Below are 25,912 nucleotides of genomic sequence, written 5' to 3'. Positions count from 1 at the left end.
GAATGGTTGCGGACCGTACGGAGCCGGATGTGGATGCGGAACGGGCCGTCGGGGAACGGATGTGAACGACCAGGCGGCCGGGGGAGGCAACGTGGACGACTATGCGGGTCGGGTGCTCGCCGACCGCTACCGCCTGCCGCTGCCGCCCTCCGACGAGTACGAACTGACCGAGACCCGGGCCTTCGACACCTACAGCGGCCAGGAAGTGCTGGTCCGTCAGCTGCCGTTGCCGGAGGTCGTCGAGGCCGAGGTGCTCGACGCGGAGGGGCTGCCCGAGGGGTTCACCGCCCGTGAGCGCGGGGCCCGCCGCGCCCCGGCGGCCCGTACCGCCACCCGACGCCCGTCGGATCCCGCGGTGCGGCGTGCCGTCGAGGCCGCGCAGGCTGCGGCCCGCATCCCCGACCATCCGCGCCTCGACCAGGTCTTCGACGTGTTCGCCGAGGGCGGCTCGCTGTGGATCGTCAGCGAGTGCGTGGCCGCACGTCCGCTGTCCGCGCTGCTGGCCGAGCAGCCGCTGGCGCCGTACCGGGCGGCCGAGGTCGCCTCCGACGTCCTCATGGCGCTGCGCGTCCTGCACGGCCACGGCTGGGTGCACCGCAACATCACCGCCCGCACGGTCCTCGTCTGCGACGACGGCCGCGTGATGCTGACCGGACTCGCGGTCGGCGCGGCGGAGGAGGCACTGTGCGGGTACGACCCGGTGCCGGGCCAGGACGGTCCGGAAGGGCCGGCTGGTGTCGTCGGACCGGGTGGCAGGTCCGTCGGTGAAGGCGTGGGCGCGGGTGCTCGGGGCAGCTTCGGCGGTCCCGGCGGGCAGGGTGCTTCGGGTGCCGGTGGTCCGGTCGCTGCGGTGAGCGGCCCGGGCGCCGCCGCGGGCCCGGTTCCTTCCCCCGATGTCGATCCCGAGGCCGCGCGGCGGGCCGCGATCCAGGCGCGGGCGGCCGGCGGGCTGCCGGTGCCGGGCACGAACGGCGTGTCCGCAGGGGCTCCGGCTCCCGAAGCGCCGGGGCGACGGGCCCTGGAGAGCGGTGACGACATCCGTGCCGCGCGGGCCGGGGCCATCGCCGCCTACCGTGCGGGCGCCCGGGCCGCCGCCCGGGTGCAGGAGGCCCAGCAGAGCGGCCGTGCCGCCCTGCCCGGGGCCCGGCCGTCCGCCGAGGGCGACACCGGGGCCAACGGCACGGCGCAGCCGCCGTACTCCTCGGGCCGGGCCACCCCACCGTCCGGCCGGATCGCCGACCCCTACGGCGTGCACGGCGCCCCCTGGCACGGCGCCTCACCGCGCACCGGCCCCACCGCCCCCACGGGCACCCCGGGCGCCGACCGGCAGCGACCGGGACTGCCCCCCGGAGAAGCACAGCCCGGAGAAGCCCACCCCGGCACAGCATCCGGCTCCGGCCACCTGCCCGTACCCGGCCAGGCGTCGCCCGCCGGTCCTCCGCGCGGTGTCGGGGAGGCGGCCTCCGGCCGGACGGCCGGTTCCGGCTACGCAGCCCATGGAGCCGGCGGTGGCGCCCTCTCCGTCCCCGGCCGCCCCCCCGGCCTCCCGGCCGGCGAAGGCTCCCGCTGGGACGAGCCCGACGTCGGCGGTGCCGTGCGGCGTGGTCCCGGGACCGCGCTCGCCGCCGAGCGGGCACGGCAGGTGCGCATGACCGTCGTGGGTCCGGTCACCGAGCGGTGGGCTCCGGAGCAGGCCGGGCCCGTGCACGAGAACTGGCAGCTGGCGGCGCCGATCGGGCCCGCCACCGACCTCTGGGCCCTCGGCGCGCTGCTCTTCCGGGCCGTCCAGGGACACGCGCCCTACCCCGAGGAGTCCACGGCCGAGCTGGTGCAGCTGGTGTGCGCGGAGCCACCCGCGTTCGCCGAGGAGTGCGGCCCGCTGCGCCCGGTCGTGGAGTCGCTGCTGCGCCAGGACCCCACCGACCGGCTGGACTTCGAGGAGCTGAGCGGCTGGCTGCGCTCGCTGGTGCGCTCCGCGCCCGAGCCCGACGCCGGCACCGACGTCGTCACCGTCCCGCCCGCCGACCCGAGCCGGCTGCCGATCGTCCGGCGCCGCGGTGAGCTGGTGCGGCGCCGGCGGGCCGGGCTGCCCGCGCCCCATCCGCACGGTCGGCACAAGCGCGCCCGGCAGGAGGCCCGTTCCCCGCGCAGCCTGGGCCGGATGCTGCTCGTGCTGATACTGCTCCTGCTGGCCGGCGCGGTGGCGTACGCGATGCTGTTCATGCCGAAGCAGGGGGAGAGCGGCGCGGCGGGCAGCGAGCACACCGGCACCGCGGGGCAGGCGAGCCCCGCGCCCTCCGGCACACCGCAACCGTCGTCCGGGCAGTCCGCGGACGGCGGCAGCCCCTCGGGCCCCTCGGCGTCGGCGCCCGCCACCGAGACCCAGACCGACGGCGGCAGCGCGGTCGCGGACGGCTTCACCCTGCGAACCGACTCGGCCGGTTTCCAGGTCGCCGTGGCCAAGGGCTGGGACCGCACGCCCAAGAACGGCAGCGGCCAGGTGGTCTACTCGCACGGGGACTTCGAGCTGCTGGTCGTACCGGGCCGGGACGGCGCTTCGGGCTACGGCAGCGATCCGATGGTCTACCAGCGGGACAAGGAGCGCGAACTGCAGCCGTACCGGGACTCCAGCTGGGCCACCGCCACCGGCCTGAGAACCATCGAGGTGGGCGGACGGACCATGGCCGAGGGCCAGTTCACCTGGACCGACGGGCAGGGGCGCGACCTGTATGTGCGCAACATGGCGATCCTGCTGAACGGCCGCTACCACATCGTCCAGGTCCGGGGTCCGGAGGCCGAGCGGGACGAGGTGACGCGGTTGTACGAGCAAGCCACCGCGACGTACCGCTACACGGGTTGAGCGCCCTGTATACCGGTTGAGCGGCCCAGGGTTCGGTTCCCGTTCGCGCGGAGAAGCGACAACCGTCACAGTGCGGTCTCCTTGGCCCCCCGCTTGTTCCCTGAAGCGAAGGGGGTCCTTAGTCTGACCCTGTCAAGAGCATTGCGGGGCAACGTGAATCAGATGCAGGGCCTGCTGATAGCGGGCCGCTACCGGCTTGCCGATTCCATCGGCAGCGGGGGCATGGGCCGGGTGTGGCGCGCCCACGACGAGGTGCTGCACCGGACGGTCGCAGTCAAGGAGTTGACCGCAGCGCTCTACGTCTCCGAGAGTGACCAGGCCGTACTGCTCGCCCGCACCCGGGCCGAGGCCCGCGCCGCCGCGCGTATCAACCACTCCGCCGTCGTCACCGTCCATGACGTGCTCGAACACGACGGCCGCCCGTGGATCGTGATGGAGCTGGTGGAGGGCCGCTCGCTGGCCGACGCGGTCAAGGACCGCGGCCGCATCGAGGCGGGCGAGGCCGCCCGGATCGGCCTGTGGGTGCTGCGGGCGCTGCGCGCCGCGCACTCCGCCGGTGTGCTGCACCGGGACGTCAAGCCCGGCAACGTACTGCTCGGCAGTGACGGCCGGGTCCTGCTCACCGACTTCGGCATCGCCCAGATCGAGGGCGACACCACCATCACCCGCACCGGAGAGGTCGTCGGCTCGGTCGACTACCTCGCGCCCGAGCGGGTGCGCGGCCATGACCCGGGCCCGTCCTCGGACCTGTGGGCACTGGGCGCCACGCTGTACACCGCGGTCGAGGGCCGCTCGCCGTTCCGCCGCACCTCGCCGCTGAGCACCATGCAGGCGGTCGTCGAGGAGGCGGCGGAGGAGCCCCGCCACGCCGGTCCGCTCGCCCCGGTGATCTCCGCGCTGCTGCGCAAGGAGCCGGTCCAGCGGCCGGGCGTGGACGAGACGGAACAGATGCTCGCGGAGGCGGCGGAAGGCCGCCGGCCGAGCGTCGCGCAGGCGTTCGTGCCGACCCAGGGCGCGGGCGTGGACACCGGCGGCTCGTACTCGTCCGGCCGGTATGCCGAGGGGTCGTACACCTCCGGTGGGGGCACCTCGGGCCACGGCTCCGGGACGGCGGCCTCCGGATACGGCTCCGGTGCCGCGGCTCAGGGCTACGGCCCCGGGCCGGGCGGCCCGGGACGTTCCGTCACCGGTCCGACGGCGGTGGGCTCCAACGGGATGGGCCCGACCATCTTGGGACCCGCCGAACGCCCTGCACCGGCCCGCCCCCGCCGGCGGCGCCGCCTGCGCACCCTCGCCCTCGTCGTCGCCGTCGCGGCCGTGCTCGGCGGCGGCGCCGCGGTGGGCTTCCAGCAGTGGGGCGGGTTCCAGCGGGACGCCCAGAAGGGTGGGGCGACCCCGGCGCCGGCGAACTCGGGCACGAGTACCCCGGGCAAGGGCACCCCGGGCCCGGAGGGCTCGGTCCCGGCCAGCTGGGTGCGCCACGATGACCCGCTGGGCTTCAGCCTCTTCCTGCCCAAGGACTGGACGCGCAAGGTGTACAGCACCCACGACGGCCTTGAGCAGATCGATTACACGCCCGACGGCGGCAAGCACTTCGTCCGCATCGCGGTCGACGCCGATCCGGACTTCGCCAACGCCTACGAGCACCAGAAGGACCTGAGTCAGCAGCTCCAGAAGCTGATCGACTACCAGGTCCTGACCCTGCGCGACAACACCTACCGCGACTGCAAGGGCTCGCTGTGGGAGTACACCTGGACCGCGCAGAAGACGGTCCCGCCCTACGTGGCCGGCCCGCGGCGCGCCATCGAGGAGACGTACTTCTCGCGCGAGGGCGTCGAGTACGCGATCTACATGTCCTCGCCCGCCGAGGACTGGGCGAAGACGAGCAAACAGTTCAAGTGGGTGCTGCAGGGCTGGCAGCCCGGCTCAGGCTGACACGCGCGAGGCTTGGCCGATGAGCGCCCCGGAGGGTGTGCCACCCGTGCGGCATGATGGGGCTCATGGGATCCGAGGGGGACGACTTCCGTGTGATCGCGGGCCGTTACCGTCTTCAGGCGCGGATCGGGCGCGGCGGGATGGGCGTCGTATGGCGGGCCGACGACCAGGTGCTGGGCCGGCTGGTGGCGGTCAAGGAGCTGGCCCCGGACGACTCTCTCGCGGACGACGACGTCCGTCGCCGTCGTGAACGCACCTTCCGTGAGGCACGGGCGGTCGCGCAGTTGCGGCACCCGCACATCATCGTCGTGCACGACGTGGTCGAGCAGGACGAACGGCCTTACATCGTCATGGAGTTGATCGACGGCGGTTCGCTCGCCGACCGTGTCGCCACGCGCGGCCCGGTGGACGCGGAGGAGGCCGCCCGGATCGGCATCGGCCTGCTGAGCGCGCTGCGCACCGCGCACGCGGCCGGGGTGCTGCACCGGGACATCAAACCCGCGAACGTGCTGGTGGAGTCCGGCACCGACCGGGTGGTGCTCACCGACTTCGGCATCGCGCAGGTCGCGGGCGCCACGACACTCACCGAGACCGGTTCCTTCGTCGGTTCGCCCGAGTACACCGCTCCGGAGCGGATGTCCGGGGTGCGTACCGGGCCGGAGTCCGACCTGTGGTCGGTCGGCGCGCTGCTGTGCGCGGTGCTCAGCGGCGAGTCGCCGTTCCGGCGCGACTCGCTCGGCGGCATCCTGCACGCCGTCGTCGCCGCCGAGATCCGGCCACCCGCGCAGGCCGAGCCGCTGCTGCCCGTCGTGCGGGGTCTGCTGGAGCGCGATCCCGACCGGCGGCTGGGCGCGGCGGAGGCCGAGCGGATGCTGCGGACGTTCCTGGAGACGGGCCGTACCCCGGCCGCGCCGGGCGCGCCGGGCCCGCTCCGCACATCCAGGACCGGTGACTCCAGGGGCCGTACGCCCGTGTCCCCCTACACACCGACCGAGCACGACGTGCCGCACCGGTCCGACGGCATGCCGGCGCCCACTGCCGAACCGCCCCCGCCCGCACGCCAGTCCGCGCGCGGCGTGCTGGTCGCCGCGCTGCTCGTGGCCGCCGTGGCCGGGGCGGGCGTGTCGGCGGCGGCGCTGCTGCTGAACCAGGGCGGCGAGGGCGGCGGCACACCGGGCGGCACGGCGACCAGCCCGGCGACGCCGACGGGCAACTCCCGGTCCGGCACCGCCTCGTCCGCCCCGTCCGCCACGGCCCCGTCGTCACCGACGGCCACCGCGAGCAGCGCACCCGCGGCCTCCCGCACCCACACCGCACCCTCCGGCTACCGCACCGCCAAGGACCCGGCCGGCTTCTCCCTGGCCGTACCGCAGGACTTCACCCGCGAACAGCAGGGCGAGCGGGTCTTCTATCTCTCCCCGGGGCAGACCTTCCGGCTCGGCATCAAGGTCGCCGGACCCGCGGCGGGCGGCCCCGCCGGGGTGATGAACCGTGCGGCGGCCAAGGGGCCCGGCACCAACCCCGGTTACCACGACGGCAGGGTCACCGAGACCACGCACGCCGGACACCCGGCCGCGCTCTGGGAGTTCACCTGGGACGGCTTCAGCGCCGCGGAGGGCCCGCGCCACACCTACGACCTGTGCTGGGAGGAGGGCGGCCGGATGTACGACGTCTGGGTGTCGGCGCCGGTCGGGAAGGTGCGGGAGGCCCGGGAGTATTTCGACGTGGCCGTGGACACGTTCTCGGTCACGGCTCTGTGACCGGTTTGTGTTCCCTGTGGCTCAGCACGCTCATGGCGCGATATGGATGACACATGAGCAGTGACGGGGGAGCCGGCCGCGCGGCCGACGACACGACGAGTTTTGTTCTGCAACCGCCCCACCACGGCCGGCAGGTGAGTCCGCAGCCGAGCCCGCAGTCCCCTGCGGTGCCCGCGCAGACGGCCCACGACGCGGCGGCCACGGGGACCGGGCGGCTGATCGCCGGGCGGTACCGGCTGCTCGCCAAGCTCGGCCACGGCGGGATGGGCACCGTGTGGCGGGCCAAGGACGAGATGGTGGACCGCGAGGTCGCCGTCAAGGAGCCCCGGGTACCGGACCATCTCCCCGAGCGTGAACGGGCCAACGCCTTCGAGCGGATGCGCCGCGAGGCACGCGCGGCGGCCCGGCTCGACCACCCGGCGGTGGTCGACGTGTACGACGTGGCGGTCGTCGACGGCCGGCCGTGGATCGTGATGGAGCTGGTCCACGGGCGCTCACTGGGCGGAGCGCTCCAGGAGGGCACGCTGGACGCGCGCGAGGCGGCCCGAGTCGGTCTCCAGGTGCTCGGCGCGCTGGAGGCGGCGCACGCGGCGGGCGTCCTGCACCGCGACGTGAAACCGGACAACGTACTTCTGGGCCGTTACGACCGGGTCGTCCTCACTGACTTCGGCATCGCGCAGATCGAGGGCGAGACGAATCTGACGGACACCGGCGGCTTCGTCGGCTCTCCCGAATACATCGCGCCGGAACGCGTGCTCGGGCAGCGCCCCGGCCCGGCGAGCGACCTGTGGTCCCTCGGTGTGGTCCTCTACACGGCCACCGAGGGCGTCTCCCCGTTCCGCCGCAGCAACACCCCGGCCACCCTCCAGTCCGTCCTCAACGCCGCGCCGGCCGCGCCCGCCGCCGCGCCGGGTCCGCTGGCCGAGGCCATCAACAGCCTGCTCCAGAAGGACCCGGGCCGCCGCCCGACGGCAGCGCAGGTCCGGGCCCTGCTGGAGACGGCCGCGAACCCCCCGGCGCCCGAGCCCACCCAGCGGGTGCAGGTCACCGCGCCCCGCGGCCGCGGCGCGCGGCCGGGCCGGAAGGTCTGGCTCGGGGCGGGCGCCGCCGTGGTCGCGGCCGCGGTGGCCGGATACCTCGTCCTCGCCGACCCCTTCGCCGGGCCGCTGCCCGGCGGCTGGGCCGAGCGGACGGATCCCGGGCTGGGGGTGACCCTCGCCGTCCCCGAGACCTACCAGGTGGGTCACCCGGACAAGAACGCCAGCGACCGGAGCTGGGTGTCGTACACGGACTGGAGCGGCGGCATCTCGATCGTCCTGGACCTGACCAGGAAGTCGGAGGACTCGCTCGACGAGATCAAGAGCAACGCGTTGGCCCAGATGCTGGACGACAACGAGAAGTTCAAGAACCAGGGCGACTACAACGTCGACATGCCCAAGGGCGCGAAGACGGACCCGGACCGAAACGCCACCTACCACGGCAGACAGGCCGCCCGGAACACCGTCGCCTACACGACGGACGACAGCCAGGACCCGCGCCCGCGCGAACTCCAGATCTTCTACTACCGCAGCAAGTCCGGTGACCTGTACCGACTGACCGTCGGCTATCCCGGCAAGGGCGACTTCACGGCCCGGGGCCGGGAGGTGGCGAAGGCGGCGATCGCGAACCTGGACATCAAGAAGCTCTGAGGGCGGGCCCGGCGGCCCGCGCCTTCTCCCGGTATCTGCCGGGCGTGGTCCCGAACTCCCGGCTGAACGCGTGCGAGAGGGCGTACGGGCTGCCGTAGCCGCACTCGCGGGCCACCGTCGCCAGCGGCACCTCCGAGTCGCGCAGGCGGGTGGCCGCCAGGGTCAGCCGCCACCAGGTGAGATACGCCATCGGCGGCCGGCCCACCAGGGACGTGAAGCGGCGGGACAGGGTGGCGCGGGAGACGCCCGCCGCGGCGGCCAGGCTGTCGTTCGTCCAGGGGTCCGCGGGGGCGGCATGCAGGGCGCGCAGGGCTGCCGTCGTCACCGGGTCGGTCAGGGCCGTGGGCCACACGCCCGTCGCCGCCTCCGTCATCCAGGCCCGGATCAGATAGATCAGCAGGAGGTCCAGCAGGCCCGGGACGGCGAGGGCCGACCCCGGGCGCGGACCGGTCAGTTCCCCGGCCAGCAGATCCACCGCCGAGCGCAGTCCGGGGTGGGCACCCACCCGGTTGCGCAGGTGCACCACCTGCGGCAGCTCCGCCATCAGGGGGTGCGCCCGGCTGCGGTCCAGACGGTACTTGCCGCACAGCAGCTCCACCTCGGGTCCGTCCCCGGGGAGCCGTACGTCCGTGTCCCGCACCTCCTCGAACGGCACCGCCCGCCGTGCCTCGGCCGGCTCCGCTGCCCTGTGCCCCAGCACATGACTCGCCCCGTGCGGCAGCAGCACCACATCGCCGGGGCCCAGGTCCACCGGCTCACCGCCCCCGTCCGGCAGGAGCCGGCAGGACCCGCCGAGGACGACATGGAAGCCCGCGCCCTCGTACCGCGACAGCCGCACGCACCAGCGGCCGCTCACACGGAGCCGGTTCGAGGAGGGCCGGCCCACCCGGACCGCGGCGATCGCATCGCTCACCACATCCATGAGACGTGAGCGTATCCAATCGAGCCGGATGAGCATTGGGATGCTCATCCTCGATGCCTAGAGTCGTGTCCATGACTGACGACAACGTGCAGAGCTTCGTGATCGGGGACGTCGAGGTCCTTCGCATCATGGAATGGCAGGGGGCGTTCGTACCGGCCCGGCAGCTCGTCCCGGGCTGCGGTCCCGAGGTGTGGAAGGAGGACGAGGAGCAGCTCGTCCCCGGTCACTGGGAGCCCGACGGCGGCATGGCCGTGATGGCACTGCAGACCTGGGTGGTGCGCAGTGCAGGGCGGACCGTTCTCGTGGACACCGGGGTGGGCAGGGACCGCGAACGGCCGGGCAATCCGCTGTTCCACCGGCGGCAGAGCGATCTTCCGGGGCGGCTGCTGCGGGCCGGCGTGGATCCCCGGGAGGTCGACGTCGTGGTGAACACCCACATCCACGCCGACCACGTCGGCTGGAACACCCACGACGCCGATGGCGAGTGGGCGCCCACTTTCCCGGGTGCCCGGTACCTCGTGCCGGCCGCCGACGCCCACCACTTCGGTCCCGAGGGCGGCTACGGGGGCGGGGTGCGCGTGGACGACCGGCTCCTCTACGAGGACAGCATCGCGCCCGTGCACCGGGCCGGGCAGGCGGTGGTGTGGGACGGCGAGTACCGCATCGACGAGCACCTCGTCCTGGAGGCCGCCCCCGGCCACACCCCGGGATCCTCCGTCCTGCGCCTCGAATCGCGGGGCGAGCGGGCCGTGTTCGCCGGTGACCTCCTGCACAGTCCGGTACAGATCCTGCACCCCGAGTGCAGCAGCTGCTTCTGCCTCGACCCCCGGCAGGCGGCCGAGACCCGGCTCCGGGTGCTCGAACGCGCCGCCGACGAACGGTCCTTGGTCGTTCCCGCCCACTTCGGCGGCGGGGGCGCGGTGGAAGTGCGCAAGGGGCGCGGGGGGTTCACCCTGCACCGCTGGGCCGTCTGACCGCCCGGCTTCGACAAGGGCGTGGTGCGCACGGTACTCATGTGACATGACTCGAGACGGCGAACACCCGCCCGACGGACGGTTGATCGGGGGGCGCTACCGGCTCGTCGAGCCCCTCGGCGCCGGGCCGTCCGGGACCGTCTGGCGGGCGTGGGACGAGCACGACCAGCGGGACGTCGCCGTCAAGGAGCCCGAACTGCCCGGGGATCCGGCCGACGACGAGGAGAGCCGGCGGATCGCGCACCGGCGCTACCGGGAGGCGCGGGCCGCCGCCCGGGTGCGGCATCCCTCGGCCGTCACCCTGTACGACGTCGTCACGGAGGACGGACTCCCCTGGATCGTCATGGAACTGGTCGAGGGCGAGTCGCTGCGGGAGGCCGTCCGGCGCGGGCCCCTGGAGCCCGCCGAGGCCGCCCGCGTCGGGCTCGCCGTGCTCGGCGCGCTCAGGGCCGCGCATGCCGTGGGGATCGTGCACCGGGACATCAAGCCCGCCAACGTCCTGATCGAGGCCGGCACCGGGCGGGTCGTCGTCACCGACTTCGGGATCGGGGACGGGCACACCGAAGCGGCCCCCGCCGGATTCGTCGCCCCGGAGCGGGCGTCGGGGCCCGGTGCCGGGCCCGCCTCCGACCTGTGGTCCCTCGGGGCGCTGCTCGCCGCCGCCGTCGAGGGCGGGGAGGCCGGTCCGCTCGGCCCGCTGCTCACCCGGCTGCACGCGCCGGAGCCGGAGGCACGGCCGGGCGCGGCGGAGGTCGCGGCGGCGCTGGCGGCCTGCGGGGGAGTGCCGCCCGTACCGGAGCCGGCACCCGTACCGGAGGCGGCACCCGAGCCCGTACCGGAGCCGGCACCCGGGCCCGAGCCGGCGCCCCGGCCCGTGTCTGCCCCTTCCGCCCCTGCCCCCACTCCCGGCCCGCGCCGACGCACCCCGCTCGCCGCCCTCGGTCTCCTCCTCACGAAAAAACCCGGAACCGAATGATCGTCACCCGACAACGCCCTGATCAGCACATTCGCTGCCAGTGATCACTGGCGTCGTGTGAGCACTCCGTGAATCTCCGTTACCGACGGGTACCCAAAGCCTCCGCCGCGGCATACCCTGCGCCTCATGACGGACTCGCAGGCCCCGGCACTCACCGGTACCAACCCCCTCGCGCCCGCTCCCGAAGGCGCCCGCACCGCCGCCGATGTGGTCACCCCGGAGCTGGTGGCCCAGCTGACCAAGGGCGTCGTCGGCTCCGGCCGCACCGCCAACCACACCCCCTTCACCGGCGAGAAGCTGGCCGACCTGCCCGAGTCCACGCCCGAGGACGTGCGGGGGGCCTTCCAGGCCGCCCGCGCCGCACAGGCGGTGTGGGAGAGGACGCCGGTGCGGCAGCGGGCCGCCGTGCTGCTCCGCTTCCACGACCTGGTGCTCGCCCGCCAGGCCGAGGTCCTCGACCTGATCCAGCTGGAGACCGGCAAGGCGCGGCTGCACGCGCACGAGGAGGTGCAGGCCGTCGCCGTGGCGGCCCGCCACTACGGCCGCAAGGCCCCCGCCTATCTGCGGCCCAAGCGGCACGCCGGCGCCATGCCGACCCTGACGAAGGTCACCGAACTCCGCCACCCGCGCGGGGTCGTCGGCCAGATCGCCCCCTGGAACTACCCCCTGGAGCTGTCCGTCGGCGACGCGCTGCCCGCCTTCGTGGCCGGCAACGCGGTCGTGATGAAGCCGGACACCGAGACCTGCCTCACGGCTCTGTGGGCGCGTGACCTGCTCATCGAGGCCGGACTGCCCGCCGACGTCTTCCAGGTCGTGCTCGGCGAGGGCCCCGTCGTCGGCCCCGAGGTCGTCAGGCACGCGGACTACGTCTCCTTCACCGGCTCCACCCGCACCGGCCGCGAGGTCGCCCAGGGTGCCGCCGCCCGCCTGGTCGGCGTCTCCCTCGAACTCGGCGGCAAGAACGCCATGCTGGTGCTCGACGACGCCGACATCGAGAAGGCCGCCGCCGGTGCCGTACGCGCCTGCTTCTCCTCCGCCGGACAGCTCTGCATCTCCATCGAGCGGTTGTACGTCCACGAGTCCGTCGCCGACGCCTTCCTGGAGCGCTTCGCCGCCCGCACCAGGGCCATGCGGCTCGGCAACTCCCTCGCCTACGGCGCCGACATGGGCTCGCTGGTCGGGGAGCGGCAGCTGAAGACCGTCGAACGGCATGTGGAGGAGGCGGTCGCCAAGGGCGCGAAGGTGGTCGCGGGCGGTGTGTCCCGCCCGGACATCGGCCCGTACTTCTTCGAGCCGACCGTCCTCGACGGTGTCGAGGACTCCATGGCCGTGTGCGAGGAGGAGACCTTCGGACCGGTCGTGTCCGTCTACCGCTTCAAGACCGACGACGAGGCGGTCGAGCGGGCCAACTCCACGCCGTACGGCCTGAACGCGTCCGTGTGGACCAAGAGCACCCGCCGCGGCCAGGACGTCGCCTCCCGGCTGCGCACCGGCACGGTCAACGTCAACGAGGGCTACGCGCCGGCCTACGGCAGCGTCCAGTCCCCGATGGGCGGCATGAAGGACTCCGGCCTCGGCCGGCGCCACGGCTCCGAGGGCATCCTCAAGTACACCGAGGCCCAGACGGTGGCCGAGCAGCGGCTGCTGCCGATGGCGCCGTCGCTGGGGATGGACGACGAGAAGTACGCGGCCTTCATGAGCCGCAGCCTGCGCCTGATGAAGGCGTTCCGTTTCCGCTAGCCAACCGAGTTCGGACAACCCGGTTCTCAACGAGGAGAGCACGTGCCGCAGGAGAAGTCTGTCCAGACCCGGGACGAGGACGGGTACGACTACGACGTCGTCGTGATCGGTTCGGGGTTCGGCGGTTCCGTGTCCGCCCTGCGCCTCACCGAGAAGGGCTACAAGGTGGGCGTCCTGGAGGCCGGCCGCCGCTTCACCCGCGACACGCTCCCCAGGAACTCCTGGGACCTGAAGAACTACCTCTGGGCGCCCAAGTTCGGTATGTACGGCATCCAGCGCATCCATCTGCTGGGCAACGTGATGGTGCTGGCGGGCGCCGGGGTGGGCGGCGGCTCGCTCAACTACGCCAACACCCTCTATGTACCGCCCAAGGCCTTCTTCGACGACCCCCAGTGGCGGGGCATCACCGACTGGCAGGAGGAGCTGAAGCCGTACTACGACCAGGCGCGGCGCATGCTCGGTGTACGGCTCAACCCCACCATGACCCCCTCCGACGTGCACCTGAAGGCCGCGGCGCAGCGGATGGGCGTCGGCGACACCTTCCACCTCGCGCCGGTCGGCGTGTTCTTCGGCGACGGCGAGGACGCCGACGGGAAGGCGAAGGCGAAGCCGGGCGGGGAGGTCGCGGACCCGTACTTCGGCGGGGCCGGACCGTCCCGCAAGGCCTGCACCGAGTGCGGCGAGTGCATGACCGGCTGCCGGCACGGCGCCAAGAACACCCTCAACGAGAACTACCTGTACCTCGCCGAGAAGGCGGGCGCGGTGGTCCACCCCATGACGACGGTCGTGTCCGTCACCGACGACTCGCGGGGCGGCTACGCGGTGGCGACGCTGCCGACCGACGAGAAGAAGAAGGGCAAGGGGCGGCTCTTCACCGCGCGGCAGGTCGTGATCGCGGCCGGTACGTACGGCACCCAGACGCTGCTGCACCGCATGAAGTCGGGCGGCCAGCTGCCCCACCTCTCCGCACGGCTGGGCGACCTGACCCGCACCAACTCCGAGGCAGTGGTCGGCGCGCAGACCGACAACCGGCGCTACCGCAAGGCCACCGGAGAGCAGCGGGCCGACTTCACCCGCGGGGTCGCCATCACGTCCTCCATCCACCCCGACGAGAACACCCACATCGAGCCGGTCCGCTACGGCAAGGGCTCGAACTCGATGGGCGGCCTGTCGATCCTCCAGGTCCCCTACGCCGAGGGCTCCTCTCCGGTCCTGGCCTGGCTGGCGAACGCGGCCCGCCACCCCGTGCTGGTCGCCCGCTCCCTGTCCAACCGGCGCTGGTCGGAGCGGACCATCATCGGCCTGGTGATGCAGTCGCTGGACAACTCGCTGACGACGTATCTGAAGCCCGGCGGCGTCGGCAAGGGCCTGCTCACCGCCAGGCAGGGGCACGGAGCCCCCAACCCCAAGCAGATCAAGGCCGCCTCCGAGGCCGCGTCGGCGCTCGCGACCGAGATCAACGGCTTCGCCGGCAGCAATGTCGGCGAGCTGATGGGCACCCCGCTGACCGCGCACTTCCTGGGCGGCTGCCCCATCGGCGACTCCCCGGAGACGGGCGTGATCGACCCCTACCACCGGCTCTACGGTCACCCCGGCATCTCGGTGGTGGACGGCGCCGCGGTCTCGGCGAACCTGGGCGTGAACCCGTCGCTGACGATCACCGCCCAGGCCGAGCGGGCCATGTCGTACTGGCCGAACAAGGGCGAGGAGGATCCCCGGCCGGCATCGGGAGCGGCGTACGAGCGGCTGAAGCCGGTGGAGCCGGGCAACGCGGCGGTCCCCGCGGACGCGTTCGGTGCGCTGAAGCTGCCGTTCCTGGGGATGCCGGCGGTACCGCCGAAGAAGTAGCGGAATTCGAGAAGCGAGGGACCTGCATCCCCCTCCGAACGCAGGTCCCTCGCTTCTTACCGTCTTCTTGAGTCCGGCAGCAGGTTTGATCAGCGAGGCCCCCGAACGGTTGCGTCGCCTCACGGGATTTCTGTGTGGGGTGGGTCACAGGTGGAGGGTGGAGCGGGTGGGGCCGGTGAGCGGAGTGGGATGCGGGAACACGACGAAGGGCCCCGCGGGACTTGAGCCGCGGGGCCCTTCTTTCGTCAGCACCGACGTCAGGGCAGCGCCGGTGCCTGGGAGCGGCGCCGGGGGGTTGCGCCGCTTGTGGTGTGGTCTCGACCTCGGGCGGACAGGCTGGTCAGGACAATGCCGTTGTCTGCGAGGGGACTTGGGGCTTTCTACGCATCGTGCTGGATGAGCGAGGCATCCGCAACCGTTTGACCCGGCACTGGTGCATTTTTGCAATTTTCCGCCGGTCGGCCCCGGGCGTCCCCGGGGCCGACCGTTCTCTTGGGTGACCGGGCTGCTGTCCCCTGCCGTCCGGTCACTTCTCCGGAGCGAGGTCCCACGGTGCACGGCACGACCCGTACGCCTCATCGCTCCAGCGAGCCACGCGTGGTTCTGTCGGGCCCGCCCCTGGCTGGCACGGACAACGGGCTCAACGAAGCGGGGCGCGGGCCGGTCACGCGCCTAACGGGTGAGAGCCGGACCGAACTCAGATGCGACCCCGGCACAGCTCCAGCAGGGTCATCGCCAGGGAGGTGCCCGGCTTGCCGAGGGCCTCGCGGTAGCGGCCGAGGATCTCCATCTCGCGGGAGAGGTTCACGCGCCGGCCGCCGGAGGCGATACGGGTCTCCTGGACGACGCCGGAGACGGCCATCCGCTCCTGGATGAGGCCGATGATCCGGTCGTCGAGCGTGTCGATGCGCTCGCGGGCGTCGGCGATGGTCTGTTCCGGGCTGGTCGTGGTGGCGGCGGTCATGCTGGGGGCTCCTTGTGAAGGTGGCTGGTGGATGCCCCGGAACGGCAGAACCCGGAAAACGACAGGCGCCCCGGGCCTTGTCGGCCCGGGGCGCCTGGGAAGTCGCTTGGCGGTTGGCTCAAGCAGGACGACCATGGCAGCCGGCGGGCCGGGTGCCATAGGTAAAGAATCGGGTCGTCTGCGTGAGCATGGGGTCAGTATGGCACGGGACCTCTGGGTGCCGGCCGGGGTCATCCAGCCTGTCCGGCGTTTGAGGACGAGGCCGTCCAGGCCGAAGCAGGGGTCTGGGTGCGGCAGCCCCCAGGACGAGGGGGAGGTCGCCCACGGCCACCCCGGTAGAATCGTCAGCACAAGACCCCCGCCCCACCGCCGGAAGGCACCCCGTGTCATCAGCGACTCCCGCTGCCGCCACCCCCGACACCGTTCTGGTCGTCGACTTCGGCGCGCAGTACGCCCAGCTCATCGCCCGTCGCGTCCGCGAGGCGCGGGTCTACAGCGAGATCGTGCCGAGCAGCATGCCGGTCGCGGAGATGCTCGCCAAGAACCCCGCGGCGATCATCCTCTCCGGCGGCCCCTCGTCCGTGTACGAGGCGGGCGCCCCCCGCCTGGACCGCGCGCTCTTCGAGGCCGGCGTCCCCGTCTTCGGCATGTGCTACGGCTTCCAGCTGATGGCGCAGACCCTCGGCGGCACCGTCGACAACACCGGCGCCCGCGAGTACGGCCGTACCGACCTGCACGTCTCCCGGACGTCCTCCACCCTGTTCGAGGGCACCCCGGCCGAGCAGCACGTGTGGATGTCGCACGGCGACGCCTGCTCCGCCGCCCCCGAGGGCTTCACCGTCACCGCGTCCACGGACGTGGTCCCGGTCGCCGCTTTCGAGGACGACGAGAAGAAGCTCTACGGCGTCCAGTACCACCCCGAGGTCATGCACTCCACGCACGGCCAGCAGGTGCTGGAGCACTTCCTGTACCGCGGCGCGGGCCTGACCCCGTCCTGGACCACCGGCAACGTGATCGAGGAGCAGGTCGCCGCGATCCGTGAGCAGGTCGGCGACAAGCGCGCGATCTGCGGTCTGTCCGGCGGCGTGGACTCCGCCGTCGCCGCCGCCCTCGTCGCGCGGGCCATCGGCGACCAGCTGACCTGCGTGTACGTCGACCACGGTCTGATGCGCAAGGGCGAGACCGAGCAGGTCGAGAAGGACTTCGTGGCCGCGACCGGCGTCAAGCTGGTCGTCGTCGACGCCGAGGAGCGCTTCCTGACCGCGCTCAAGGGGGTCAGCGAGCCCGAGGAGAAGCGCAAGATCATCGGGCGCGAGTTCATCCGCGTCTTCGAGCAGGCGCAGGCCGAGATCATCGCCGACGAGGGCCCGGCCGTGGAGTTCCTGGTCCAGGGCACCCTGTACCCGGACGTGGTCGAGTCCGGCGGCGGCACCGGCACCGCCAACATCAAGTCGCACCACAACGTCGGCGGCCTGCCCGAGGACCTCGAGTTCCAGCTGATCGAGCCGCTGCGCAAGCTGTTCAAGGACGAGGTCCGGATGGTCGGCCAGGAGCTGGGCCTGCCGGAGGAGATCGTCCAGCGCCAGCCCTTCCCGGGCCCCGGCCTCGGCATCCGTATCGTCGGCGAGGTCACCAAGGAGCGTCTGGACCTGCTCCGGGACGCCGACGCCATCGCCCGCGAGGAGCTGACCGCGGCCGGCCTCGACCGGGACATCTGGCAGTGCCCGGTGGTCCTGCTCGCCGACGTCCGCTCCGTCGGCGTCCAGGGCGACGGCCGCACCTACGGCCACCCGATCGTCCTGCGCCCGGTCTCCTCCGAGGACGCCATGACCGCCGACTGGTCGCGACTGCCGTACGAGGTCCTCGCCCGTATCTCGACCCGGATCACCAACGAGGTCCGGGACGTCAACCGGGTCGTCCTCGACGTGACGTCGAAGCCGCCGGGCACCATCGAGTGGGAGTAGTCCCGCCGTTGTCGAAGGTCATGTCCGCTTGAGGGTGCGCACCGGCTCTCCGGGCTTCCAGACCTGGGTGACCAGGTACTTCTCGTCCTCGACGTAGGTCAGTACGACCTCCGTCAGTTCGGTGCGGAAGAGGTGGAACGGCTGCGGCGGTTCCACCTCTTCGACGTACACCCCCTTCACCGCCGGGTCGAGGACCTCGAACGCACGCCCGCCGACACGCACGTCCCCGCTGTCCACGCCGGCGCCCGGATTCGCCTGGAGCGCGAAGCGCGGGTCGCGGAGCAGGTCGAGGGCCTTGAGGGAGTTCGGCATCATGCCGAGCCACAGCTCTCCGCCCAAAAAACGCACCTCCAGGCCGGAGGTCCGGGGGGATCCGTCCCTGCGCAGGGTCGCGAGGACGTGATGGCGGTGGGCGCCGAAACGCTTCTCGGCGATCGCTGCCAGTTCGGGTGCTGCGGTGGTGAGGGCTGCCCAGTTCATACGCGTCAGTCTCACGGGCAAACCGGACATCCTCTGTCGGGTATTCACTGCGTACGTCATCTTTACAAAACAGCTCTGCCCTTTTGCGCTGACCGGCGGTAACTTCCGGCCCGTACAGCAAACCCCACGCTGGAGGACCTATGCACGGGCCCACCCCGCCCCTGCCGCTGCCCACCGACCAGCTGCAGTTCGCCATGCCGCCGATGTACGACTCCGTCGAGGACGAACGCCGGCACCGCAAGGAGCGGCTCGCCGGCGCACTGCGGATCTTCGGACGCACCGGGCTGGAGGACGGGGTGTCGGGACACATCACCGCGCGCGACCCGGAGTTCACCGACTGCTTCTGGGTCAACCCGTTCGGGATGCCGTTCAAGCACGTCACCGTGAGCGACCTGGTCCTCACCAACCAGGACGGACAGGTCGTCGAGGGCCGCTACCACATCAACCAGGCCGCGTTCACCGTGCACGCCCAGGTCCACGCCGCCCGCCCCGATGTCGTCGCCGTCGCCCACTGCCACTCCGTGCACGGCCGGGCCGTCGCCGCGCTCGGCGACCTCATCGACCCCATCACCCAGGAGAGCTGCGCCTTCTACGAGGACGTGGCGCTCTACGACGCCTACACCGGCGTCAGCGTCGACGCCGAGGAAGGCCGCCGTATCGCCGCCGCGCTCGGCTCCCGCAAGGCGCTCGTGCTGCGCAACCACGGGCTGCTCACCGTCGGGGACTCGGTGGACGCGGCGGCCTGGTGGTTCCTGTCGATGGAGCGGTCCTGTCAGGTGCAGCTGATGGCCAGGGCGGCCGGGCGGCCGGTCCTCATCGACCACAAACTGGCCGTCGCCACCCGCGAACAGCTCGGCGGCGACCTGGTGGCCTGGATCAACTACCAGCCGCTGTGGCAGGACATCAGCCGCAGCGAACCGGACCTGCTCAGCTGAACCCCCTCAGCACCGCCGCCTTGGTCGTCGCGAACTCCTCATCCGTGAGCACCCCGTCGCGGTGCAGTTCGCCCAGTTCCCGCAGCCGGCGCAGCAGGACGTCATGGTGGCCGGCCTGCGCCGGTACGGCGGCCGGCGGCGTCTCCCGGTCCGCGAAGGCGCCCCCGGTGCGGGTGGAGGGATGCGGCAGCCGGGCGGTGACGGCCGCCGCGACCAGCGCGGTCAGCAGGTCGCGCCGGACGCTGCCCCACAGGTCGAGGGTGTAGGGGTCCCGCTCGGGCGGCAGCTTGGAGAACGCCGTCTCCCGGGTCACGAACCGCAGGAATCCGTCCTCGAAGCCGGAATTGGGCAGCCACTCGACCTGGACCAGGTCGGCGCGGTCGATGATCCGCGGGCCCGTCGCACGTTTGACCCGGTCGGAGGTGTCGGCCCAGTCGATGCGCACCTGGGCGCCGTCGAAGGACACCGTGCCGTCCGAGGACCGCACCGAGACCGGCACCGGCGGCCCCGGCAGCAGATAGGCCGCCGTCGGCTCCTTGGGGACCTGGTCGAGCAGCAGCGCGTGCCGGATCTCCTCGGCGACGAACTCGGCCACCCCGCCGCGGTCCGCGTCCACGGTCAGCCGGTAGGGATCGGCCGCCTCCGGCAGCCGGCCGCCGGTGGCCTGCAGCAGCGGATCGGCGCCCTCGCGCAGCCGCATCCGCAGCCGGCCCCGCTTGCGCTCGGGTTCGTAGACGACGCCGGAGACCGCTTCCAGCGGTACGGCGATCTCCCCGTACGTCTGCCGGAACAGCGGCACGGAACGGTGGAGCCCGGGGGTGATCCGGATCGTGCTGCCGTCGAACGCCCAGGTGCCGTCCCGCTGGATGATCTCGGCCATGGGGAGATTCTCGCAGCCGGGTCAACACAGCGGCCCGAACTTCACCCGCCGTGACCCCGCCCGGCGAGCCCTGAGGGGCTTGCGTAGGGCACAATTCGCTCTCGTCACAGGGGAGTTGCACGGCAGCGGAACGGCCCGTACCAGGGACCCGCCGGCCGTGTCTCGGGTCTGGGGAAGGCGGGCGTCGGGCGTGGCGGTGCAGGAGGCGAGACAGGGCGCGGCAACAGCGGCCCACGGGGCACACGGAGGCGGCTGCGCCTGCGGGGACTGTCCGCACGGGGCCCGCGAGGGGCACCGGCGGGCCGTCGCCGCGTTCCTGCGCGCCCGCGACGAGTTCGCGGCCGGGCAGGGACTGCCCCCGGCCGTGGCGCATTCGGCCTCCGCCTCCCGGCAGTGGGTGTCCGAGGAGCTGACCCAGCAGGCGGAGGCTGTCGCCGAACGGGGCCGGGAGGAGGGCGAGGCATGGCTCGCCCGGCTGTGGCTGCGCACCGCGTGCACGGTGTGGGGCGCGGTCGTCGTCCTGCTGCTCGCCGAGTCGTTCACCGCGGTCGGCGCGGGCTGGAGCAGTGCCCGAACCGCCGCACTGCTCGCCGCGCTCGTCGTCGCCGGAGTGCTGACCGCCGCCTCCTGGTTCCACCGGGCGCGCGGCGGAGCCCTGGCCCCGGTGGTCGGCGAGGACAACCGGATGTCCACCTCGCGTACGGTGGCCGCCGGGTGGGTGCTCTTCGTCGCCTACGCGGTCCTGCTGCTGGCGGGCCGGCTGGCCGCCGCCTCCGACCACGCCGAACGCGACGTGCTGCTCGCCGGCCTCGACCTCGCGCGCGGGGCGGGCACGGTGACCGTCCTCGCCGTGGTGTGCGGCATCGCCGTGCTGGTCCGCCGGGTGGTCGGTCTGCGCATCCTCGGCCTGCGCCTGCAGAAGGTACCGGCCCACCGGCCGCGCGCCGCCGACCTGCTGACCGACGACTCCGGCCGGGGCGCCTTCGCCGACATCCAGTACGTCGTCGTCAGCGCCGTCGCCGTGCTCTTCGCCGCCGTACGGCTGGCCCGCCGCCCCGACCAGCTGCCCGACCTGCCCTGGGGGCTCGCCGTCGTGGTGCTGATCTCAGCCGCGACCTATCTGGCCGGCAAGTACGCCGAGGGCGGCCGGCCGGTGATCCTCTCCGTCGTCCGCGCCCGCGAGCCCGGCGACCTGGACGGGCCGATCCGCACCGGCGACGACATCGAGATCCGCGGCACCGGCTTCGTCCCGCCCGGTGCCCGGAGCGCCGACCGCCTCTCCCGGATGGTCGTGCGCATCGGCGCTGTCGACGTCCACGTCCCGCTGGTCCCCGTCTCCGGCGGTTTCCGCAATCCCACGGACACCGTCCTGACCGTGCCCGTACCCGCCGAGGTGGAGCCCGGGTCGGCGGAGGTGCAGGTGGTCACCGCGGCCGGAGTGGCGACGAACCGGTGCATAGTCCAGGTCACGGAGTGAGGGCGCCATACGCCGACCCGAAATCCGGAAAAACGCCGGGCGAGGATTGAACCGACCGCGTTCGTCGTACGTATCGTCGGGTGAGGGGTCGGTACGGCGGGTGAGAGGCGGCTGACAGTGATGACTCACGGCATTCGGACGGACACGCACACGGCCTATCCGAACCGCGGCTGGCGGGACACCGCGACCCGCTACGCCCTCCTTCCGCTCCGTGTCTTCCTCGGTGTCACCTTCATCTACGCCGGCCTGGACAAGCTCACCGACAGCGCCTTCATGAAGTCCGGCGGCGCCGGCTCGATCGGTGACACGATGCGTGCTGCCCGCGACTCCGCCGCCATCCCGGCCCTGGTCGACCTGGCCCTGAAAAATCCGGTCGGCTTCGGCTCCGCCATCGCCCTCGGCGAGCTGGCCGTCGGCATCGGCACCCTGCTCGGCCTGCTCGGCCGACTGGCCGCCCTCGGCGGTGCACTGATCTCGCTCAGCCTGTGGCTGACCGTCAGCTGGGCCTCGACGCCCTACTACTACGGCAACGACCTCGCCTACCTGATGGCCTGGCTCCCCCTGGTCCTCGCCGGCGCCCCCTATCTCTCCCTGGACGCGGTCTGGCAGCGGCGGAGGCAACCGGCGGGCGGTTACCGCTGACCGCTCGGCAGCTAACCGCTCTCGGCCCCGCGCCGTCTGCGTATGCCCCGGGTCACGGCCGCCGTGACACCGGCCAGGAAAAGCCCGACGGCCACCAGTGGGATCACCGCGAACCAGGGGGTGTCCCACAGGCCGGCCGCGTCACCGGCGTAGGCGGCTCCGGCGGCGGTGAGGAAGAGTCCGGCGACCAGCCGTCCGGGCTGGAACTCATGACGCAGCACGGCTGACCTCCACCTGTCCGACGCCCACCCGCAGACCGAGGTCCAGCGTGCCGGCGTCCTTGCCGCCCTTGACCGGATACAGCGTCACGGTCTTGTGCCTGCCGGGCTCCACGTCCACGTCCTTCCTGTTGTCGCCGGGCAACCGGATGTCGCCCATCCCCACTTCGATGCTCAGCCTCACCGTCGCGTCCGCCGGCACGATCACCTTCAGCTGCCCCGCACCCACCTCGGCGTCCGTGCCCACCGTCTGTCCCTTGGAGAGGCGCACTCCGGTCAGGTCCAGGGTGCCGACGCCGGTACCGAGGTCGTACGCGGACCGCACGTCCGCCGTCGCGGCCGGCTTCCAGGACGTCTCTCTCCAGTGGGTCGTGATGTCCTTGGGCAGGGCCGTGGCGATCGCGAGCAGGGCCGCCGTGACGAGCGCCAGGAACACCGACCCGGCCCCTGTCCGCCCGAGGAACGCACTGAACGTGATGCCCAGGCCGAACACCGCGAGCGCACAGGCCAGGCCGGCCTGCAGGCTGGTGCCCAGCGGGTGCGTGTCCCAGGTCAGCCCCGTGCCCAGGCCCCCGGCCAGCAGGGCGAGCAGGAATATCCAGCCGCCGATCCAGCGCGGGCCGCGCGGTCTCGGGGGTGCGGTGCGCGGCGGCTGCGTCGGGCCCTGGTGGGCCCAGGGGGTGGCGATGCCGACGTCGACGGCCGGGCCGAGGTCCCGGTCGTGGGTGTCGCCGGGGCCCCAGAGATAGCCGGTGCCACCGACATGGGTGCCGTCCTTGACGATCGGGTCCCGCCACCAGGAGGGATAGGTGGTGACGACCGGCGGCGCCTGGGCCTCCGGCGGGGCGTCCGCGGCGGCCTGCGCGGCGAGCGGATCGGGGTCGGCGGCACCGCGCCGCCGCGACCAGTACCCGGCGCCGGCCAGCAGCAGCGAGAGCACCACGGCGAAGGCCAGCACTCCGCCGTTTCTCAGCATGGTCAGGAAGATCCCGCAGCCGACCAGGGCGAACAGCACGGCGGCCAGCGCCTGGCCGTCGACCCGTCCCGTCAGCAGCCTGCGAACCTCGTTCTCCTCTTCCTCCTCGTAGGGCACGAGGAGCCAGGCGAAGCCGTAGAAGATGAGGCCGATGCCGCCCGTCGCGGCCAGCACGGCCAGGGTGATCCGGAAGATCACCGGGTCCATGTCGGTCCGCCGCCCGAGCCCGGCACACACCCCGGCGATCATCTTGTGCCGGCGGTCGCGCCTGAACCGGTGGGGTGCCTCGGCGGTGTCCTGCTCCGGTGCCGATCCTGTCTCTCCAGTCGCTCCAGTCGCTCCCGTCCCTCCCGTCGCGGCGCGCGCGGTGTCCGTCGGTCCGGTGCCCGGGGCCGGGCGCGGGCCGGGACCGGGTCCCGGACCCGTCGCGGCGTGCTCGTGATCCGTCATGCGTCCATGGTGACGGCCCGGCCGCCGCGACGGCAGTCGGGATGACCCTGGACGAACCCTGAGATCGGCCCTGAGGCGGGGGCCGGGAGCTGTTCGACGCCCGGCCGGCCCCGTTCTCGGACGGGCCGTCCCGAAGATCAGGGGACTCTAGGGGGCCGACCCTGATGCCCCGCACCCGTGGCCGTGTGACCATCGATGCCATGCCGGAAGCCGCAGCACTGCCCCTCGACGAACCGCGGCCACCGCGCAAGCTCTACCGCAGCAGCGACGGCCGCTGGCTCGGCGGAGTGGCGCGAGGCCTCGCGGGGCACCTCGGGCTGCCCGTGATCTGGGTCCGGCTCGCCTTCGTCGGCCTGTTCATGGCCAACGGACTCGGCGCGCTGCTCTACGCGGCGTTCTGGTTCTTCGTCCCGCTCGGCGTCGGCGGGGTCGGCGGGCAGAAACCGCCACTGGTCGCCGCCGAGACCGGGCCGGGCGGCCGCCGTCGGCTCGTGGCCCGCAAGCCGGACCGGGGGCAGATCGTCGCCCTGCTCCTCATGGTCATCGTGTCCATGGTCTTCGTGGGCAGCGTCAACCTGAGCAGCGCGGCCAAGGCGTATCTCCTGCCCACCGTCCTGGTCGCGGCCGGTGTCGCCCTCGTCTGGCGCCAGGCCGACAACGCCCGCAGGGCCCGCTGGGTCGAGGTCGGCAGCCGCCGGCGCACCCTCACCCTGCTGCGGGCGGGTGCCGGCGTCCTGCTGGTCACCACCGGTGTCTCGGCCGTCTTCGTCATGCAGGGCTCGGCCGCCCATCTCGGCGCGGTCCTGCAGGCCGCGCTCGTCGTCCTCGTCGGCATCACGCTGCTCGCCGGCCCCTATCTGGTCCGGATGACCCAGGACCTGTCCGAGGAACGCCTGATGCGCATCCGCGCCCAGGAGCGCGCCGAGGTCGCCGCCCACGTCCACGACTCGGTGCTGCACACCCTCACCCTGATCCAGCGCAACGCGGACAACGCCGGTGAGGTGCGTCGCCTGGCCCGTGCCCAGGAGCGGGACCTGCGTACCTGGCTGTACAAGCCGGAGGGCACCGGCAAGGACGAGGCCGACGAGCCGGACACGGTCGCCGAGGCGGTGCGGCGCAACGCGGCCGAGGTCGAGGACAAGCACGGCGTACCCATCGAGGTGGTCGTGGTCGGCGACTGCCCGCTCGACGAGCGGACGGGCGCGCAGATGCAGGCCGCGCGCGAGGCGATGGTGAACGCGGCCAAGTACGGTGGCGAGGGCGGTGCCGTACAGGTCTACGCCGAAGTCGAGGGGAGGACGGTGTTCGTGTCGGTCCGCGACCGCGGCCCGGGCTTCGACCTCGACTCGATACCCGCCGACCGTATGGGCGTTAGAGAATCGATCATCGGCCGTATGGAGCGTCACGGCGGCACGGCCCGGCTGCGGGCGGTGCCGGACGGCGGCACGGAGGTCGAGCTGGAGATGGAGAGGGCGGAGAAGACGTCATGAGCGACGCGACCGAGGCGAGCGGTACGGCGGGAGCGGCGGAGCCGGCCGGGTCCGGCCCCGCCGGGAAGCGGCACGTGCGCGTGGTGCTCGTCGACGACCACCGGATGTTCCGCACGGGTGTGCAGGCCGAGATCGGGCAGACCGCCGAGACCGGGGTGGAGGTGGTCGGGGAGGCCGCCGACGTCGACCAGGCGGTCACGGTCATCACCGCGACCCGTCCCGAGGTGGTCCTGCTCGACGTCCACCTGCCGGGCGGCGGCGGTGTCGAAGTGCTGCGCAGGTGCGCCGGGATGATGGCGGACGCCGAGCAGCCCGTCCGCTTCCTCGCGCTGTCCGTGTCGGACGCGGCGGAGGACGTGATCGGTGTGATCCGCGGCGGCGCCCGCGGCTATGTCACCAAGACCATCACCGGCACCGATCTGGTCGACTCGATCTTCCGCGTCCAGGAGGGCGACGCCGTCTTCTCCCCACGCCTGGCCGGGTTCGTCCTGGACGCCTTCGCCTCCACCGACGCGCCGCCGGTCGACGAGGACCTGGACCGTCTCACCCAGCGCGAGCGGGAGGTGCTGCGGCTGATCGCCCGCGGCTATGCGTACAAGGAGATCGCCAAGCAGCTGTTCATCTCGGTGAAGACGGTCGAGTCCCATGTCTCGGCGGTCCTGCGCAAGCTCCAGCTGTCCAACCGCCACGAGCTGACCCGCTGGGCCACGGCCCGCCGCCTGGTCTGACCCCT

General features: G+C 72.8%; 20 protein-coding genes. 14 read left to right on the top strand and 6 right to left on the bottom strand.

All coding sequences use genetic code 11. The features are described from left to right. Window positions 1-61 precede the first annotated feature (61 nt). From ACIRU3_RS01405 to ACIRU3_RS01390, 4 genes are all read left to right on the top strand, one after another. Window positions 62-2,860, top strand: coding sequence for a protein kinase (locus ACIRU3_RS01405; RefSeq protein ID WP_404049750.1), 2,799 nt, complete (start codon window positions 62-64; stop codon window positions 2,858-2,860). Window positions 2,861-3,022: 162 nt separating this feature from the next. Then, window positions 3,023-4,795 carry a serine/threonine-protein kinase gene (locus ACIRU3_RS01400; protein WP_404049747.1) on the top strand — a complete coding sequence of 591 codons (1,773 nt, stop codon included), beginning with the start codon at window positions 3,023-3,025 and terminating at the stop codon, window positions 4,793-4,795. A gap of 65 nt (window positions 4,796-4,860) precedes the next feature. Further along, window positions 4,861-6,555: a serine/threonine-protein kinase gene (locus ACIRU3_RS01395; protein ID WP_404049745.1), complete on the top strand. Its 1,695-nt coding sequence runs from the start codon at window positions 4,861-4,863 to the stop codon at window positions 6,553-6,555. A 53-nt stretch (window positions 6,556-6,608) separates the two neighbouring features. Beyond that, entirely contained in the window at window positions 6,609-8,243 is a 1,635-nt protein-coding gene (locus ACIRU3_RS01390) for a serine/threonine-protein kinase (protein WP_404049742.1), read from the top strand. On the opposite strand, the gene ACIRU3_RS01385 is transcribed toward ACIRU3_RS01390, so the two are convergent. After that, the gene (locus ACIRU3_RS01385; RefSeq protein WP_404049739.1) at window positions 8,230-9,165 is read right to left on the bottom strand and encodes an AraC family transcriptional regulator; all 936 of its coding nucleotides are present in this window, start codon (window positions 9,163-9,165) and stop codon (window positions 8,230-8,232) included. The genes ACIRU3_RS01390 and ACIRU3_RS01385 overlap by 14 nt on opposite strands. 71 nt (window positions 9,166-9,236) lie before the next feature. Here ACIRU3_RS01385 and ACIRU3_RS01380 point away from each other — a divergent pair, with 71 nt between their 5' ends. The 4 genes from ACIRU3_RS01380 to ACIRU3_RS01365 all read left to right on the top strand — a co-directional run bounded on the left by ACIRU3_RS01380 (window position 9,237) and on the right by ACIRU3_RS01365 (window position 14,703). Continuing rightward, window positions 9,237-10,139, top strand: coding sequence for an MBL fold metallo-hydrolase (locus ACIRU3_RS01380; protein WP_404049736.1), 903 nt, complete (start codon window positions 9,237-9,239; stop codon window positions 10,137-10,139). A 46-nt stretch (window positions 10,140-10,185) separates the two neighbouring features. Next, on the top strand, window positions 10,186-11,115 hold the full coding sequence (locus tag ACIRU3_RS01375) for a serine/threonine-protein kinase (RefSeq protein WP_404049733.1): 930 nt from the start codon (window positions 10,186-10,188) through the stop codon (window positions 11,113-11,115). A 126-nt stretch (window positions 11,116-11,241) separates the two neighbouring features. After that, window positions 11,242-12,855: a succinic semialdehyde dehydrogenase gene (locus ACIRU3_RS01370; protein WP_404049730.1), complete on the top strand. Its 1,614-nt coding sequence runs from the start codon at window positions 11,242-11,244 to the stop codon at window positions 12,853-12,855. A gap of 42 nt (window positions 12,856-12,897) precedes the next feature. Continuing rightward, on the top strand, window positions 12,898-14,703 hold the full coding sequence (locus ACIRU3_RS01365; RefSeq protein WP_404049727.1) for a GMC family oxidoreductase N-terminal domain-containing protein: 1,806 nt from the start codon (window positions 12,898-12,900) through the stop codon (window positions 14,701-14,703). Between the two features lie 697 nt (window positions 14,704-15,400). On the opposite strand, the gene ACIRU3_RS01360 is transcribed toward ACIRU3_RS01365, so the two are convergent. After that, window positions 15,401-15,667 carry a chorismate mutase gene (locus ACIRU3_RS01360; RefSeq protein ID WP_404049724.1) on the bottom strand — a complete coding sequence of 89 codons (267 nt, stop codon included), beginning with the start codon at window positions 15,665-15,667 and terminating at the stop codon, window positions 15,401-15,403. Window positions 15,668-16,050: 383 nt separating this feature from the next. Here ACIRU3_RS01360 and guaA point away from each other — a divergent pair, with 383 nt between their 5' ends. Continuing rightward, the gene (guaA, locus tag ACIRU3_RS01355) at window positions 16,051-17,631 is read left to right on the top strand and encodes a glutamine-hydrolyzing GMP synthase (RefSeq protein ID WP_404049721.1); all 1,581 of its coding nucleotides are present in this window, start codon (window positions 16,051-16,053) and stop codon (window positions 17,629-17,631) included. Window positions 17,632-17,649: 18 nt separating this feature from the next. Here the strand turns inward: guaA and ACIRU3_RS01350 are convergent, their stop codons facing one another. After that, window positions 17,650-18,111: a pyridoxamine 5'-phosphate oxidase family protein gene (locus tag ACIRU3_RS01350; RefSeq protein WP_404049718.1), complete on the bottom strand. Its 462-nt coding sequence runs from the start codon at window positions 18,109-18,111 to the stop codon at window positions 17,650-17,652. A gap of 140 nt (window positions 18,112-18,251) precedes the next feature. Between ACIRU3_RS01350 and ACIRU3_RS01345 the strand changes: the two genes are divergently transcribed. Further along, complete coding sequence (locus ACIRU3_RS01345; RefSeq protein WP_404049715.1) at window positions 18,252-19,046, top strand: class II aldolase/adducin family protein; 795 nt, start codon at window positions 18,252-18,254, stop codon at window positions 19,044-19,046. On the opposite strand, the gene ACIRU3_RS01340 is transcribed toward ACIRU3_RS01345, so the two are convergent. Beyond that, the gene (locus tag ACIRU3_RS01340; protein WP_404049712.1) at window positions 19,039-19,926 is read right to left on the bottom strand and encodes a DUF4429 domain-containing protein; all 888 of its coding nucleotides are present in this window, start codon (window positions 19,924-19,926) and stop codon (window positions 19,039-19,041) included. The two genes, ACIRU3_RS01345 and ACIRU3_RS01340, sit on opposite strands and share 8 nt — an antisense overlap. Before the next feature lie 190 nt (window positions 19,927-20,116). Here ACIRU3_RS01340 and ACIRU3_RS01335 point away from each other — a divergent pair, with 190 nt between their 5' ends. Continuing rightward, on the top strand, window positions 20,117-21,403 hold the full coding sequence (locus ACIRU3_RS01335) for a hypothetical protein (protein WP_404049709.1): 1,287 nt from the start codon (window positions 20,117-20,119) through the stop codon (window positions 21,401-21,403). A 120-nt stretch (window positions 21,404-21,523) separates the two neighbouring features. Beyond that, window positions 21,524-22,045 (top strand): DoxX family membrane protein, encoded by a 522-nt coding sequence (locus ACIRU3_RS01330; RefSeq protein ID WP_404049707.1) that lies wholly within the window; start codon window positions 21,524-21,526, stop codon window positions 22,043-22,045. An 11-nt stretch (window positions 22,046-22,056) separates the two neighbouring features. Here the strand turns inward: ACIRU3_RS01330 and ACIRU3_RS01325 are convergent, their stop codons facing one another. Beyond that, window positions 22,057-22,266, bottom strand: coding sequence for a hypothetical protein (locus ACIRU3_RS01325; protein WP_404049704.1), 210 nt, complete (start codon window positions 22,264-22,266; stop codon window positions 22,057-22,059). Continuing rightward, window positions 22,253-23,689 carry a PspC domain-containing protein gene (locus ACIRU3_RS01320; RefSeq protein WP_404049702.1) on the bottom strand — a complete coding sequence of 479 codons (1,437 nt, stop codon included), beginning with the start codon at window positions 23,687-23,689 and terminating at the stop codon, window positions 22,253-22,255. Before ACIRU3_RS01320 ends, ACIRU3_RS01325 begins: the two co-directional genes overlap by 14 nt. A 200-nt stretch (window positions 23,690-23,889) precedes the next feature. Here ACIRU3_RS01320 and ACIRU3_RS01315 point away from each other — a divergent pair, with 200 nt between their 5' ends. Together ACIRU3_RS01315 and ACIRU3_RS01310 are read left to right on the top strand one after the other, a co-directional pair. Next, entirely contained in the window at window positions 23,890-25,179 is a 1,290-nt protein-coding gene (locus tag ACIRU3_RS01315; RefSeq protein ID WP_404049699.1) for a PspC domain-containing protein, read from the top strand. After that, window positions 25,176-25,907 (top strand): LuxR C-terminal-related transcriptional regulator, encoded by a 732-nt coding sequence (locus ACIRU3_RS01310; protein ID WP_404049696.1) that lies wholly within the window; start codon window positions 25,176-25,178, stop codon window positions 25,905-25,907. The genes ACIRU3_RS01315 and ACIRU3_RS01310 overlap by 4 nt, the downstream gene beginning before the upstream one ends. Window positions 25,908-25,912: the final 5 nt, after the last annotated feature.

The organism is Streptomyces sp. NPDC101151 (assembly GCF_044768335.1).
In the GTDB taxonomy this organism is placed as follows: Bacteria; Actinomycetota; Actinomycetes; order Streptomycetales; family Streptomycetaceae; genus Streptomyces.
The sequence above is the reverse complement of the archived record's forward strand: the minus strand, read 5'-3'. Positions and strand labels throughout refer to the sequence as shown.

Bases quoted from the DNA above. Each gene is read 5' to 3' on its own strand.
- ACIRU3_RS01390 (WP_404049742.1), top strand. From the start codon at position 6,609: ATGAGCAGTGACGGGGGAGCCGGCCGCGCGGCCGACGACACGACGAGT.
- ACIRU3_RS01340 (WP_404049712.1), bottom strand. From the start codon at position 19,926: ATGGCCGAGATCATCCAGCGGGACGGCACCTGGGCGTTCGACGGCAGC.
- ACIRU3_RS01360 (WP_404049724.1), bottom strand. From the start codon at position 15,667: ATGACCGCCGCCACCACGACCAGCCCGGAACAGACCATCGCCGACGCC.
- ACIRU3_RS01385 (WP_404049739.1), bottom strand. From the start codon at position 9,165: ATGGATGTGGTGAGCGATGCGATCGCCGCGGTCCGGGTGGGCCGGCCC.
- ACIRU3_RS01310 (WP_404049696.1), top strand. From the start codon at position 25,176: ATGAGCGACGCGACCGAGGCGAGCGGTACGGCGGGAGCGGCGGAGCCG.
- ACIRU3_RS01395 (WP_404049745.1), top strand. From the start codon at position 4,861: ATGGGATCCGAGGGGGACGACTTCCGTGTGATCGCGGGCCGTTACCGT.
- ACIRU3_RS01370 (WP_404049730.1), top strand. From the start codon at position 11,242: ATGACGGACTCGCAGGCCCCGGCACTCACCGGTACCAACCCCCTCGCG.
- ACIRU3_RS01375 (WP_404049733.1), top strand. From the start codon at position 10,186: ATGACTCGAGACGGCGAACACCCGCCCGACGGACGGTTGATCGGGGGG.
- ACIRU3_RS01350 (WP_404049718.1), bottom strand. From the start codon at position 18,111: ATGAACTGGGCAGCCCTCACCACCGCAGCACCCGAACTGGCAGCGATC.
- ACIRU3_RS01345 (WP_404049715.1), top strand. From the start codon at position 18,252: ATGCACGGGCCCACCCCGCCCCTGCCGCTGCCCACCGACCAGCTGCAG.
- ACIRU3_RS01400 (WP_404049747.1), top strand. From the start codon at position 3,023: ATGCAGGGCCTGCTGATAGCGGGCCGCTACCGGCTTGCCGATTCCATC.
- ACIRU3_RS01315 (WP_404049699.1), top strand. From the start codon at position 23,890: ATGCCGGAAGCCGCAGCACTGCCCCTCGACGAACCGCGGCCACCGCGC.
- ACIRU3_RS01330 (WP_404049707.1), top strand. From the start codon at position 21,524: ATGACTCACGGCATTCGGACGGACACGCACACGGCCTATCCGAACCGC.
- ACIRU3_RS01320 (WP_404049702.1), bottom strand. From the start codon at position 23,689: ATGACGGATCACGAGCACGCCGCGACGGGTCCGGGACCCGGTCCCGGC.
- ACIRU3_RS01380 (WP_404049736.1), top strand. From the start codon at position 9,237: ATGACTGACGACAACGTGCAGAGCTTCGTGATCGGGGACGTCGAGGTC.